Annotated in this window: 13 protein-coding genes; 5 read left to right on the top strand and 8 right to left on the bottom strand. The window is 73.0% G+C overall.

Annotated features, from left to right (window positions below; genetic code table 11):
• The first annotated feature begins 155 nt into the window (after window positions 1-155).
• Together KSNIM_RS24815 and KSNIM_RS24810 are read left to right on the top strand one after the other, a co-directional pair.
• Window positions 156-824: a potassium channel family protein gene (locus tag KSNIM_RS24815; RefSeq protein WP_263105352.1), complete on the top strand. Its 669-nt coding sequence runs from the start codon at window positions 156-158 to the stop codon at window positions 822-824.
• The gene (locus KSNIM_RS24810; RefSeq protein ID WP_263105351.1) at window positions 824-1,495 is read left to right on the top strand and encodes a potassium channel family protein; all 672 of its coding nucleotides are present in this window, start codon (window positions 824-826) and stop codon (window positions 1,493-1,495) included. Before KSNIM_RS24815 ends, KSNIM_RS24810 begins: the two co-directional genes overlap by 1 nt.
• A 54-nt stretch (window positions 1,496-1,549) precedes the next feature.
• Here the strand turns inward: KSNIM_RS24810 and KSNIM_RS24805 are convergent, their stop codons facing one another.
• Complete coding sequence (locus tag KSNIM_RS24805; RefSeq protein WP_263105350.1) at window positions 1,550-2,296, bottom strand: DUF3159 domain-containing protein; 747 nt, start codon at window positions 2,294-2,296, stop codon at window positions 1,550-1,552.
• Window positions 2,293-2,703 (bottom strand): OB-fold nucleic acid binding domain-containing protein, encoded by a 411-nt coding sequence (locus KSNIM_RS24800; RefSeq protein WP_095875656.1) that lies wholly within the window; start codon window positions 2,701-2,703, stop codon window positions 2,293-2,295. Before KSNIM_RS24800 ends, KSNIM_RS24805 begins: the two co-directional genes overlap by 4 nt.
• 227 nt (window positions 2,704-2,930) lie before the next feature.
• Between KSNIM_RS24800 and KSNIM_RS24795 the strand changes: the two genes are divergently transcribed.
• The 3 genes from KSNIM_RS24795 (at window position 2,931) to KSNIM_RS24785 (ending at window position 6,892) form a co-directional block, all read left to right on the top strand.
• A complete protein-coding gene (locus tag KSNIM_RS24795) occupies window positions 2,931-4,133 on the top strand; it encodes an ROK family transcriptional regulator (protein ID WP_263105349.1) in 1,203 nt (400 codons plus the stop codon).
• Window positions 4,134-4,316: 183 nt separating this feature from the next.
• Window positions 4,317-5,648: an LLM class flavin-dependent oxidoreductase gene (locus KSNIM_RS24790; RefSeq protein WP_263105348.1), complete on the top strand. Its 1,332-nt coding sequence runs from the start codon at window positions 4,317-4,319 to the stop codon at window positions 5,646-5,648.
• A 404-nt stretch (window positions 5,649-6,052) separates the two neighbouring features.
• Window positions 6,053-6,892 (top strand): patatin-like phospholipase family protein, encoded by an 840-nt coding sequence (locus KSNIM_RS24785; RefSeq protein ID WP_263105347.1) that lies wholly within the window; start codon window positions 6,053-6,055, stop codon window positions 6,890-6,892.
• A gap of 72 nt (window positions 6,893-6,964) precedes the next feature.
• On the opposite strand, the gene KSNIM_RS24780 is transcribed toward KSNIM_RS24785, so the two are convergent.
• Genes KSNIM_RS24780 through KSNIM_RS24755 form a run of 6 tightly spaced genes read right to left on the bottom strand, consistent with a single transcriptional unit; the run spans window position 6,965 to window position 12,530 of the window.
• The gene (locus KSNIM_RS24780) at window positions 6,965-7,852 is read right to left on the bottom strand and encodes a TauD/TfdA dioxygenase family protein (RefSeq protein ID WP_263105346.1); all 888 of its coding nucleotides are present in this window, start codon (window positions 7,850-7,852) and stop codon (window positions 6,965-6,967) included.
• A 33-nt stretch (window positions 7,853-7,885) separates the two neighbouring features.
• The gene (locus KSNIM_RS24775) at window positions 7,886-8,224 is read right to left on the bottom strand and encodes a ferredoxin family protein (protein ID WP_263105345.1); all 339 of its coding nucleotides are present in this window, start codon (window positions 8,222-8,224) and stop codon (window positions 7,886-7,888) included.
• Complete coding sequence (locus KSNIM_RS24770; protein ID WP_263105344.1) at window positions 8,221-9,795, bottom strand: FAD-binding protein; 1,575 nt, start codon at window positions 9,793-9,795, stop codon at window positions 8,221-8,223. Before KSNIM_RS24770 ends, KSNIM_RS24775 begins: the two co-directional genes overlap by 4 nt.
• A gap of 3 nt (window positions 9,796-9,798) precedes the next feature.
• On the bottom strand, window positions 9,799-10,686 hold the full coding sequence (locus tag KSNIM_RS24765; RefSeq protein ID WP_263105343.1) for an ABC transporter permease: 888 nt from the start codon (window positions 10,684-10,686) through the stop codon (window positions 9,799-9,801).
• The gene (locus KSNIM_RS24760; RefSeq protein ID WP_263105342.1) at window positions 10,683-11,489 is read right to left on the bottom strand and encodes an ABC transporter ATP-binding protein; all 807 of its coding nucleotides are present in this window, start codon (window positions 11,487-11,489) and stop codon (window positions 10,683-10,685) included. The genes KSNIM_RS24765 and KSNIM_RS24760 overlap by 4 nt, the downstream gene beginning before the upstream one ends.
• Before the next feature lie 3 nt (window positions 11,490-11,492).
• A complete protein-coding gene (locus KSNIM_RS24755; RefSeq protein ID WP_263105341.1) occupies window positions 11,493-12,530 on the bottom strand; it encodes an ABC transporter substrate-binding protein in 1,038 nt (345 codons plus the stop codon).
• Window positions 12,531-12,737: the final 207 nt, after the last annotated feature.

Raw genomic sequence — 12,737 nt, 5'->3', positions numbered from 1 at the left:
CGGATGAAGAGTTAGCGGGCAACACCCTGGTTGCCCCAGCTGCCGAGGTCGAAGGCCCCGACGACGATTCACCCCCGGAATGCGGGGGTGCGGAAGGATGATGAGCGGTGTTTGCGCAGGTCATGACCCCAACGGACCGGGTGAGGTAGCGTCCCGTGCACATCGTCATCATGGGCTGCGGACGCGTGGGCTCGGCCCTCGCGAGAGCGCTCGAGAAACAGGGTCACTCGGTGGCCGTGGTGGACCAGGACCCGACGGCGTTCCGCCGTCTCGGCGCCGGGTTCAACGGCCGGAGGGTGACCGGCGTCGGCTTCGACCAGGACACCCTGCGGGAGGCGGGCATCGAGGAGGCGGGCGCCTTCGCCGCCGTCTCCAGCGGTGACAACTCCAACATCATCGCGGCGCGGGTCGCCCGCGAGAACTTCGGCGTCGAGCACGTCGCCGCCCGGATCTACGACCCCCGCCGTGCCGAGGTCTACCAGCGGCTCGGCATCCCGACCGTGGCCACCGTCCGCTGGACGGCCGACCAGATGCTGCGCCGGCTGCTGCCGAGCGGCGCCGAGCCGCTCTGGCAGGACCCGAGCGGCAGCATCCAGCTCGCCGAGATTGCCTATGCCCACAGCTGGGTCGGGCACCGGCTGAGCGCCATGGAAGAAGCCGCGGGCGTGCGGGTGGCGTTCGTCACCCGGCTCGGCGAGGGCGTGCTGCCCACGCCGCAGATGGTCGTCCAGGAGGGCGACCTGGTGCACGTGACCCTGCGCCGGAGCGAGCTGGACGCGGTCGAGGCCGCGTTCGCGAAGGGCCCCGAGGAGGGTGGTCACTGATGCGTGTCGCCATTGCCGGGGCCGGTGCGGTCGGCCGCTCGATCGCAGGCGAACTGCTGGAGAACGGCCATGACGTCCTCCTCATCGACAAGAACCCGAACTCCATCTCGGTCGAGCGCGTGCCGATGGCCGAGTGGCTGCTCGCCGACGCCTGCGAGATCACCTCACTGGACGAGGCCGCCCTGCAGCGCTGCCACGTGGTGATCGCCGCCACCGGCGACGACAAGGTCAACCTGGTCGTGTCGCTGCTCGCGAAGACCGAGTACGGCGTGCCGCGGGTGGTCGCCCGGGTCAACAACCCGAAGAACGAGTGGCTCTTCAACGAGTCGTGGGGCGTTGACGTCGCCGTCTCCACCCCCCGCCTGATGTCGGCGCTGGTCGAGGAGGCCGTCAGCGTCGGCGACCTCGTCCGGCTGATGCGCTTCAGCCAGGGCAACGCCAACCTGGTCGAGCTGACCCTCGCCGCCGACACCGAGCTGGTCGGCACCCGGGTCGCGGACGTGCCCTGGCCGGTGGACACCGCCCTGGTCACGATCATCCGCGAGGGCCGGGTGCTGGTGCCGGGCAAGGAGGACACCCTGGAGGCCGGCGACGAGCTGCTGTTCGTGGCCGCCCAGGAGCGCGAGGAGGAGCTGGAGAACCTGCTGTCGGCGGGCTCCGGCGCTCAGTAGCGGACGCGGAGGCACGGAGAAGGGGCCGCACCCGGCGGGTGCGGCCCCTTCTCGTCACTCCGTGTCCGTCTGCGCCTTGATCGGCGGCGGCGCCTTCAGCAGGATCTGCCAGGTCACGTACATCGCCAGCAGCATCGGCGGGATGCCGAGCGCGACCTTGAGCCAGCCGAGCAGGTTGACGTTCCCGGTGAAGTACAGCGGGAAGAGGATCACCGGCTTGATGCCCATGATCACCACCCAGGCCCAGGTCGCCTTGGTGTACGCGGCGAGCCGGCCGGGGTTCTGAGTACGCCAGGTGAACATCTCGCCGGTGATCGGGCCGAGCATCACACCGATCAGCGGCCAGCGGACCAGTGCGGACACCGCCAGCGCCACGCAGTAGCCCACGCTGTAGAGCAGGCCGGGCAGGTAGAAGTTCTCCGCCTTGCCGGTCTTCATCGAGATCCAGGCGCCGATCGCGACGCCGAAGACGCCGCTGAACGCGTGCTGGATGGTCTCCCGCTTCGCCAGCCGGACCACCACGAAGAGGGCGCTCAGGCCGAGCGCCGACCACGCGGCCGGGGCGACCTGGTGCGTCACGTTGAAGGCGATGATGAAGACCAGGCCCGGCAGGGTCATGTCGATCATGCCGCGGACCCCGCCGAAGGCCTTGATCACCGTCTCGGCGGCCTCCTTGGAGGCCGCCGCGTCGTGCGCCGCCGTGCCGGGCTCGGGCGCGGGGTCGTGCGCCACGGCCGGCTCGATCCCGCTGGGCAGGTCGGCGGTGCGGGCGGCGGACTCGCCGCCGGGAAGGTTGCTCACGCTGATTCGCTCCCGTGTCCGACCGGACGCAGCTCGTAGCGGGGGTTGAACAGCACGCGGCGCCCGCGTGCATGGCTGATCCGGCCGGAGGCGATGAGCCGCCGGCCCGGTTCTATGCCCACGATCGAGCGGCGGCCGAGCCAGACCACGTCCAGCGCGTCGCTGCCGTCGAATAGTTCGGCCTCCAGGGCCGGCACGCCCGCCCGCGGGCGGATCGTCACGGTGCGCAGGGTGCCGGCCACGGTGACCACCTCACGGTCCCCACAGCTGGCGATCGGGGTGCATCCCGACTCTGCGGTGTCCTGACGCAGCTCCTCGGCCTCCAGTTCCTCGGTGGAGGAGGTCAGCCGGTTGAGCATGCGGCGGAAGCGGCCCTGCGGCTGGTCGCTGCGGATGTCACCACTCATGTCGGAAAGGCTACCGGGTGGCGGGGCCCGCGCGGCAGGGCCGCAGGTCACAGCGGACCGCCGCACCGGCCGGCCGACCGTTCCACGGGCGGGACGGCCCGCCCACCGGCGCATCCGGCCGGCCCCGCGCCGCCCGTGCGCGCCGGTGCTACGGCAGGACGGCGGCCCGGACACCGCTTCACGCCGCCGCCACGCCCGTGCAACACCCCGCTGCGACCATCGACCGCATGCTCTCCCTGGTCGCCTCCCCCGCGTTCGGCCGAGCCCCCCAGCCCGCCGAGGGCGGCGGCGCCGGGGCGGTGCTGCGCACCGTCCTGGTGCGCGGCGCGCTGACCCGCCCGGCACTCGGCAGGGCCACCGGCCTCAGCGCCGCCGCCGTCTCCCGGCACACTGCCGACCTCATCGCCCTCGGCCTGCTGCGCGAACTGCCGCCGCCCGACGGACCGCCGCGGGCCGGCCGGCCCCGGCTGCCGCTCGACATCGACACCCGCCACCACCTCGCCTGCGGCGTCCACATCGGCGTGCCCTGGATCACCTTCGCGCTGCTCGACCTGCGCGGCCGGGTCGTCGCCCACGAACGCCTCCCCCGGCACGGCGACGCCGCCGCCGTCCTGCGCACCATCCGCAGCCACCTGCCCTCCTTCACCGCCCGCCGCGCCGCCGGACGGTCCCTGCTCGGCGTCGGCGTGGTCACCGGCGGCTGGGTCGACTCCGAACGCGGCGTCGTCGTCGAGCACGCCCCGCTCGGCTGGCACGACGTGCCCGTCCGCGACCTGCTCGCCGGAGTCACCCGGCTGCCCGTCCACGTCGACGGCCACGCCCGCGCCCTCGCCCGGGCCGAGCTCCTCTTCGGCGCCGGCCGCGACGCCACCGACCTCGTGCAGCTCTTCGTCGGCAACGTCGTCGACGCCGCGATCGCCACCGGCGGCGGCGTCCTGCAGGGTCGGCGCTCCCGGGCCGGCGACATCGGCCACCTGCCGGTCCCCGGCTCCGCCGAGCCCTGCCCCTGTGGCCGCACCGGCTGCCTCCAGGCCACCGTCTCCGACCGCGCCCTGGTGCGCCGCGCCCACCGGCTCGGCATCGTCCCGCAGCCCGACCTCGACCTGCTGCTCACCCGCGCCGCCGCCGGCCGTACCGACGCCCTGGAACTCTTCGAGGAGCGGCTGCGGCTGATCGCCCCCGCCGCGGCCCTGCTGCTCGACGTCCTCAGTCCGGAGGTGCTCGTGGTCAGCGAGGCCGGGCTCGCCGTCTCCCCGCACCTCGCGAACGTCCTGCACGAGGAGGTGAACGCCCGGGCCCGCCCGGAACCCGGACAGCTGGTCACCGCGGGCTCCTTCGGACTCGACCTGCTGGCGGTCGCCGCCTGCGCGGGCGTCCTCGACAGCGCGTACCGGCGGCCGATGGAGCTGCGCACCGCCCGGGCGTCCTGACCCTGCCCGGACGGCCCTGCACAGAGCCGCGGCCAGCGCGCCCACCCATGCCCCGACCAGTGCGAACGGGCCGTCAACGCCGCATTAATTCCGCCGGGCCGACGAATCGTTGTCCGCCCGCCGGGCCGCCCGGAGGATGGGAGACACCCCCCAGTCCCCTCCTCCGAGCCGGAGCCCTCCGCCATGCCCGAGAACGACCGCCAGCTGCACTTCAACCTCTTCCTCATGGGCGTCGGCCACCACGAGGCCGCCTGGCGCCACCCGCGGACCGACCCGGCGCAGGCCGCCGACATCGGCCACTTCCAGAACCTCGCCCGCCAGGCCGAGGCGGCCTCCTTCGACTCCGTCTTCCTCGCCGACGGCGTCGAGGCCCGCTCGGACGGCGGCTGGGGCCTGATCAGCCACTTCGAACCGTTCACCCTGCTCACCGCACTCGCCGTGGTCACCGAACGGATCGGGCTCATCGGCACGGTCTCCACCGGCTTCTCCGAGCCCTACAACCTCGCCCGTCAGTTCGCCTCGCTCGACCACATCAGCCGCGGCCGGGCCGGCTGGAACATCGTCACCTCGGCCGGCGACCGCGCCGCCCAGAACTTCGGCCGCAACGCCAACCAGGAGCACGCCCTCCGCTACGAACGGGCCGACGAGTTCCTCGACGTCGTCACCGCGCTCTGGGACAGCTGGGAGGACGGCGCCCTCCTGCTCGACCGCGCCACCGGTGCCTTCGCCGACCCCGACCGGGTGCACGAGATCGACCACACCGGCACCCACTTCCGCGTCCGCGGGCCGCTCAACATCCCGCGCAGCCCGCAGGGCCACCCGCTCCTCGTGCAGGCCGGCTCCTCCGGCAGCGGCCGGGCCTTCGCCGCACGCTGGGCGGAGGCCGTCTTCACCGCGCAGCAGACCCTCGCGGAGGGACAGTCCTTCTACACCGACCTCAAGCGGCAGGCCGCCGCCGCGGGCCGCGACCCGCGGACGGTGAAGATCCTGCCCGGCGTGGTGCCCGTGATCGGCTCCACCGAGGCCGAGGCCCGCCGCCTCGACGAGGAACTGGACGCCCTGATCAGCCCCGCCCGCGCCGTCTCCGTGCTCTCCGGCGTCCTCGGCGTCGACCTCACCGACCACCCGCTGGACGCCCCGCTGCCCCCGCTGCCGCCGGTCACCGAGATCAACGGCGCCAAGAGCCGCTTCGAGCTCGTCCGCGACCTCGCCGAACGGGACGGACTCACCCTGCGGCAGCTGATCGGCCGACTCGGCGGCGGCCGCGGCCACCAGGTCGCGGTCGGCACCCCCGAGCAGATCGCCGACCACATCGAGACCTGGTTCACCCAGGGCGCCGCGGACGGCTTCAACGTGATGCCGCCGATCCTCCCCGACGGCCTCACCGACTTCGTCGAGCAGGTGCTGCCGATCCTCCGCAAGCGCGGCCTCTTCCGCGAGGGCTACGCCGGCCGCACCCTGCGCGAGCACTACGGCCTCCCTCGCCCCACCGGCCGCTGGTCCACCGCCGCCTGACACCGCACCCACCCACCGCGGGGCGCAGCCGGACCCACCCCGGCTGCGCCCCGCGGTGCTTCCTGCCCCTCGGCGGCAAGCAATCAGCGCGGGGACTATCAGGGGCGCGGGGAACTGCGCAATCCGGATGCGGCCCACCGTGTGGATCAGGGCTTGGCCCATGCTGTGTGATGCCCACCCCGGACTGCGCAGTCTCCGCCGGCCTCCGGCCGGGAGGTACCCCCACGCGCCCTGAGTGATCCCCGGCTCCTGAGGCGAAGCGTCGACACCGCCGCGTGCCCCGGCACGGCTCCGCCTTCCCGCCCTGCGCAGCAGCCCTCGACACGGAACACCCCACCCGTCCAGGTCCGTTGGCATCCTGGGGGTGTGGCGCGGTGTCCGCTCCCACGGACGAGGAGGCGGGGATGACGGACCGGAAGTCGCTGGTGCTCGGCGGGGGCGGGTTGGCGGGGATCGCCTGGCTGACCGGGTTGTTGGCCGGGTTCGAGGCGGAGGGTGTCGCCGTGGCCGGTGCGGCGGACCAGGTGGTGGGGACGTCGGCGGGCGCCACCGTGGCGGGCCAGCTGGCGAGCGGCCTGCCGCTCACCGAGCTCTACCGCCGGCAGAGCGAAGCCGCGCTGCAGAACGCCGAGTTGACCCCGGACCCGGCCGCGGTCGCCGCGCTGACCGCGGCATGGGGGAAGCTCCTCGAGGAGACGGTCGACCCGGTGGAGCTCCGCCGGTCGGTCTGCGAGATGGCGCTGGCCGCGGAGACGGTGTCCGAGTCGGCCCGCCGGGAGGTGATCGCCGCACGGCTGCCGCGGCACGACTGGCCGGCGTGGCCGCTCACCCTGGTGACGGTGGACGCCGACACGACCGAGGACGTGCTGGTCGACCGGGCGGCCGGGGTGGGCCTGGTCGACGCGGTGGCGGCGAGCTGCGCCGTCCCGGGGATCTGGCCGCCGGTCACGGTGGACGGCTCCCGGTACGTGGACGGCGGCGTCCGCAGCTCGGCCAACGCCGATCTCGCCGAGGGCACCCGGGTGCTGGTGCTCGCGCCGCTGCCGGACGAGGCGCTGACCGCCCAGGTCGCCGCGTTGGAGGCGCGCGGTGCTGTGGTGCTGGCGGTGACTCCGGACGAGGCGTCCGCGGCCGCGTTCGGCGTGAATCCGCTCGACCCGGCGGTTCGGACGCCCGCCGCGGTGGCCGGCCTCGCACAGGGCCGCCGGATCGCGGGGCAGGTCGCGGAGGTGTGGGGCAGGTGACCGCGCCCGGCCGCGCCGGGGGGCGGTGTGCCCCCGCGGCGCGGCCGGTTCGGTCTCGGTCAGTGGCCCGGCTCAGCCGGTGTAGTGCGCGGCGTCGTCGCCCTCGATGATGTAGCTGGGCTCGCCGCTGACGCCGACCGGCACGTCGCCGGCGACGGTGACGCGGTGCAGCCGGCGCGGCAGGTCGTCGTAGTCGTCCGGGGCGTAGTGCTGGGTGGAGCGGTTGTCGAAGAGCACGACGTCGCCGACCGACCAGCGCCAGCGGACCACGTTCTCGGGCCGGGTGACGTACGACTGCAGGGTGCGCAGCAGGTCGTGCGAGGCGGCGGTGGGCAGGCCGAGGATGCGCTCGGCGAACCCGCCGATGAACAGGCCGCGTTCGCCGGACTCGGGGTGGACGCGGACCACGGGGTGGGCGGTGCGGTAGGTGCGGGAGGTGAAGACGGCGCGGCGCTCGGCCTCGGCGTCGTCGAGCGCCTTGCCCTGTGCGTAGTCGTAGTCGTTGGTGTGGACGGCCCAGAGCCGGTCGGCGAACTCCCGCAGCTGCTCGGGGAGGTCGCGGTAGGCGGCCTGGGAGTCGGCGATCAGGGTGTTGCCGCCGTAGGGCGGGACGACCAGGCTGCGCAGCGTGGACGCCTTGGGCGGGGTGCGGACGAAGGTGACGTCGGTGTGCCACTGGTTGGCGCGTCCGCCGTCCTCGCTGTCGACGGCGAGGACGTTGGGCTGCCCGTCGAGCGAGGGCACGGTCGGGTGGGCGGTGGTGAGCGGGCCGAAGTACCCGGCGAAGCGGGTCTGGCCCTGGTCGTCGAGGTGCTGTCCGCGGAAGAACAGCGCCTTGTGCGCGACCAGCGCGTCGTTGAGTGCGGTGACGGTCTGCTCGTCGAGCGGCTGGGAGAGGTCGATGCCGGTGATCTCGGCGCCGATCCGGCCGCCGACCTTGTGGAGCTCGAACGCGGTCATGGGTGTGCTCCTCTTCGTTCGTGGGTCGGGAGTTCAGGAGGTGATGGGTGCGGTCCCGAAGGCGGGGCCGATGGCCTGCAGGGCTCCGGGAGTGCGGCCGTGGCCCCAGCCGATGCGGGCCCGGTAGCTGCCGAGGAGTCCGGAGTCGGCGAGCTCGTCCTCGTGGTGCGGGACGGGCTGCGGCCGGGTGCGCGGGTCGACGTACAGGGCGTCGACGGGGCAGTTGGCCTCGCAGTGGAAGCAGGTCTGGCAGTCGTCCTGCCGTGCGATCACGGGGATGCCGTCCGTGCCGCGGTCGAATACGTCGGTGGGACAGACCCTGATGCACTTGTCGCAGGCGATGCAGCGGGCGGCGGAGACGAGTTCGATCACACGGGCTCCTTCACGGGTCGGGTCCACACCTCGTCCAGGCCTCCGGTGGCGATCCGGTGGTGCTGGGCGGGGTCCTGTTCGGGGAAGTCGAGTCGGCGGGCCATGCCGCGGCTCTCGGTGCGGGCGAGCGCGGAGCGGTACATCCAGCGGGCGTTGGCGGCGAGTGCGGCGGCCTGCCGGGCGCGGATCGCGTCGCGGCCGTCGCCGCGCAGGCCGGAGCGCAGCTGCCGCCAGGTGTCGTCGAGCACCCGGAGCGAGGCGGTGAGGGTGTCGCCGTGCCGCAGGTAGTTCTTGTCGTACGGCAGGACTTCGCCCTGGACGGCGGCGATCACCTCGCGGTGGTCGACGCCGCCGCGGCCGGTCGGCCGCAGTCCTGCTCCGCCCGCGGCCCGGACGGCCCTGGTGTGGGCGGCGCGGCCGAGCCCGAGGGCGTACCGGGCGGCGCCGGTGCCGGCCCAGCTGCCCGAGGACATCGCCCAGGCCGCGTTGTGGCTGCCGCCGCCGGTGAAGCCGCCGCAGATCTCCTCGCGGGTGGCGGCGTCGCCGGCCGCGTACAGGCCGGGCACGGTGGTGCGGCAGTCCTCGCCGGCGATCCGGATGCCGCCGGTGCCGCGGACGGTGCCCTCGGCGAGCAGGGTGATCGCGAACCGCTGGGTGAACGGGTCGATGCCGAGCCGGTCGAAGGTGAGGAAGAAGTTCGGCTGGGCGAGCCGCATGGCCTGCCGGTCGGCCGGGTCGGCTCGGTCGAGGGTGCAGTACACCTTGGCGCCGAGCAGTTCCCGGGCGATCACCGAGCGGCCGCCCTGGCTGGCGGCGCCCTCCAGCACGCTGCCGTCCTCCCGGTAGAAGGTGGCGAAGGAGTAGAAGGCGGTCTTGGTGACGGAGGTGTGCTCGGGCGCGATGCCGTAGGCGTTGGAGAACTCCATGCCGGAGAGTTCGGCGCCCGCTTCGGCCGCGTAGAGCGCGCCGTCGCCGGTGTCGGTGTCGGTGCCGAGGGCGCCGCTGAGGAAGGCGCAGCCGCCGGTGGCGAGGACGACCGCGCCGGCCCGCACCCGGTAGGGGTGCCCGGCCTGCCGCCGGTGGCCGGCCGCGCCGGCCACCGATCCGTCGGCCGCGGTGAGGAGTTCGGTGACGGGGCTGTGGTCGAGGATGCGCACCCCGGCCCGGCGGGCCCTGATCCGCATCCGGCGCATGTACTCCGGGCCCTGCAGTCCGTTGCGCGGCTGACGGCCGTCCGGCGCGGTCGGGAAGGGATAACCGCCGCTCTCCGCCAGCTCGTTGATGTTGGCGTAGGTGCGGTCGAGGACGCGTGTCATCCAGCCGCGGTCGGCGAGGTACCCGCCGAGCCCCTCCCTGCTGGCCATCGCGGCCTCCCGGGCGGCCGGGTCGGGCTGCACGTACCAGACTCCGGTGCCGCCGGTGGCGGTTGCGCCGCTGGTGCCGCAGTAGCCCTTGTCGGCGAGGACGACGTCGGCGCCGGCCCGGGCCGCGTCGAGGGCTGCCCAGGTGGCGGCCGGCCCACCGCCCACCACCAGGACGTCCGCCGTGAGTTCCTGTGTCTGCCCGCCCATCCGTCAGCTCCCCACCGGTGCGCGCCAGGCGGTGAAGTGGCGCTCCAGGGCGACCAGCAGCTGGTTGAAGAGCACGCCGATCACGGAGATGGTGACGATTCCCGCATACATCTGCGGGATGGCGAAGTTGAACTGGGAGGCGTTGATCAGGTAGCCGAGCCCGGCCTTGGCGCCGACCATCTCGGCCGCGACGAGGACGAGGATCGAGACCGCGCCGGCCAGCCGGATTCCGGTGAACACGGTCGGTACGGAGGCCGGCAGGATCACCTTCTGGAAGAGCCGGAACGGCGAGAGGTTCAGTGAACGGGCGAGCCGCAGCAGGGTCGGGTCGACGGTGCGGACGGCGCTGATGGTGTTCAGCAGCACGGGCCAGATGCACGCGTAGAGCACGATGGAGATCTTGGAGGTCTCCCCGATCCCGAGGATCAGCACGAACACCGGCAGCAGTGCCAACGCGGCGGTGTTGCGGAAGAGTTCGAGCAGCGGGCTGAGCAGGTTGGCGATCGGCCGGTACCAGCCGATCAGCAGCCCCAGCGGCACGCCGATGGCGACCGCGAGGCCGAAGCCGCTGAGCGAACGGGTCAGGCTGGCCTGGGTGTTGGTGGCGAGCTGGCCGCTGTCCAGCAGGCCGAACCAGGCGTCCACGACCTCGCTGAACGGCGGCAGGAAGGTCGGGTCGACGAGGTCCAGCTGCGGCGCGGCCTCCCACGCCGCGAGCAGCACGGCGATCGCGACGGTCTTGGTGAGGCCGGTCAGCAGCAGACCGGGCAGCCGGGACGGTCGGCGCACGGTACGCCTGCCCTCCCTGGGCTGTGCGGCCGGCGCCTTGGCGGCGGGCGGCCTGGACGTGGTGAGGACGGGCGGTGCGGACGGGCGGACGTCGGTGCTCATACGGCGCTGACCTCTCTCTCCAACTGCTGGGCGCGGCTGACCTCGTCGTGCAGCAGACTCCAGATCTCGTGCCGGTAGCGGGCGAACTCCGGGCTGGAGCGCAGGTCCTGGGCGGCGCTCCGGTCGCCGAGGTCGATCGGGACGACCTGCTTCACCCGGCCCGGGCGGGAGGTGAGCACGGCCACCCGCCCGCCGAGGTAGACCGCCTCCTCGATGCCGTGGGTGATGAAGAGGACGGTCTTGCCGGTCTGCTGCCAGATCCGCAGCAGCTCGTCCTGCAGCGATTCCCGGGTCTGGGCGTCGAGCGCCGCGAACGGCTCGTCCATCAGCAGCACTTCGGGGTCGTAGGCGAGGCTGCGGGCGATCGCGACCCGCTGCTTCATGCCGCCGGACAGCTCGTGCGGGTGCCGGTCCTCGAAGCCGTCGAGGCCCACCAGCGCCAGGTACTCCCGTGCGCGGGCGGCACGTTGGCGTCTCGGCACGCCGATCGACTCCAGGCCGAACTCGACGTTGCCCTGGGCCGTGCGCCACGGCAGCAGCGCGTACTGCTGAAAGACGGTGGAGCGGTCGGGCCCGGGTCCGGCCACCGGGCGGCCGTTCAGCAGGATCTCGCCCGAGGTGGGCTCGGTGAGGCCGCCCAGCAGGTCGAGCAGGGTGGACTTGCCGCAGCCGCTCGGCCCGACGAGCACGGCGAACTCACCGGCGGCGATGTCGAGGTCCACCCGGTCCACAGCCGTGAAGTCGCCCTCGCCCCGGACCTGGAACACCTTGCTGACGGAACGGAAGGAGATGTCGGCGCTCATCGCTCAGCTCCTGCTCGGGGAGGGGCTGGCGGCCGCGGGGTAGCCGTTGAACTCGTTGGTGTAGAGGTCCGCGGGCTTCACCTGTCCGGCCTTGATGTCGCCGTGCTCCACCAGCCAGTCGATCCAGATCTTGAACTCCTCGTCGGTGATCCGGCCGCCGGTCTCCGCCACACCCGCGGACTTCCAGTACTTCAGTGCCGCGGTGTCCTCGTTGCGACCGCGCTTCTTCACGATCTCGACGCTGCGGGCGATGACCTCCTCCCGCGGCGTGGTCCTGGTCCACTCGATCGCCTTGGCCACGCCGGTGACGAAGGTCCGCGCGGTGTTCGGGTTCTGCTTGAGGAAGCGGTTGGTGATGACGTACGTCCCGGCGCTGAATTTGCCGAGCAGGTCGTAGTCGCTGAACAGCGGCCGGATGCCGCCCGCGGCCAGCGCCTTGTCCCGCAGGACGCCGCCCAGCACGCCGACCTCGATCTGCTTCTGGCGGAGGGACTGGTCGGTGTTGACCGGCGGCACTACGATCGGCTCGACCTTGGCGATCTCCGCCGGCGAGAGGCCGTTGCGCTGCAGGTAGATGTCGAGGATGGCCTCGCTGTGGGCACCGAGGGTGTTCATCCCGACCTTCTTGCCGAGCAGGTCGCGGGCGGAGCGGATCGGACTGTCCTGCAGCACGTAGAAACCGTTGTACGCGCCCTCGTCGACGCCGTAGTAGCTGATGACCGCCTTGACCGGGGCGCCGGCCGCTATGAGCTTCACGACCGCGCCGTTGAACGCACCGCCGAAGTCGATCTGGCCGGTCGCCGCGGACTGGATGTCCTGCGGTCCGCTGATGGTGTTGCCGACCCACTCGAGCTTCACATCACCGAAGTAGCCGAGGTCCTCGGCGAGTTCGGGAAGGGTCACCTGCCCGGCCCAGCCCTGGTATCTGAGCTTCTTGGTCTCGGAACCGGAGCCGGCTGAGGCGGTGGCCCGGCCGCAGGCAGCGGCGGCGACCCCCACGGCGGCGAGCGCGAGGAACTGGCGACGGGAGGTGGCGGGCATGGCAGAGATCCTTTGCGGGAAGGGCGGCACACCCCACCCCCGGAGACGGACGACACGGAGCCGGCAGCGGCCGGACGGCATGCGGGAACCCGCCTGGGGAGAGCGGTGACGCAGAACGTGCGAGGTGAGGTGAACGACCGCGGTCGACGCGAAGGCCGCAGGGGCGGTCGGGAGAGCGGAGCCCTGGTCCGCCGGAAGGCGGGGGGA

It is taken from the genome of Kitasatospora sp. DSM 101779, assembly GCF_025655475.1.
Classification (GTDB): Bacteria; Actinomycetota; Actinomycetes; order Streptomycetales; family Streptomycetaceae; genus Kitasatospora.
This window is presented reverse-complemented; position numbering and strand designations above follow the sequence as displayed.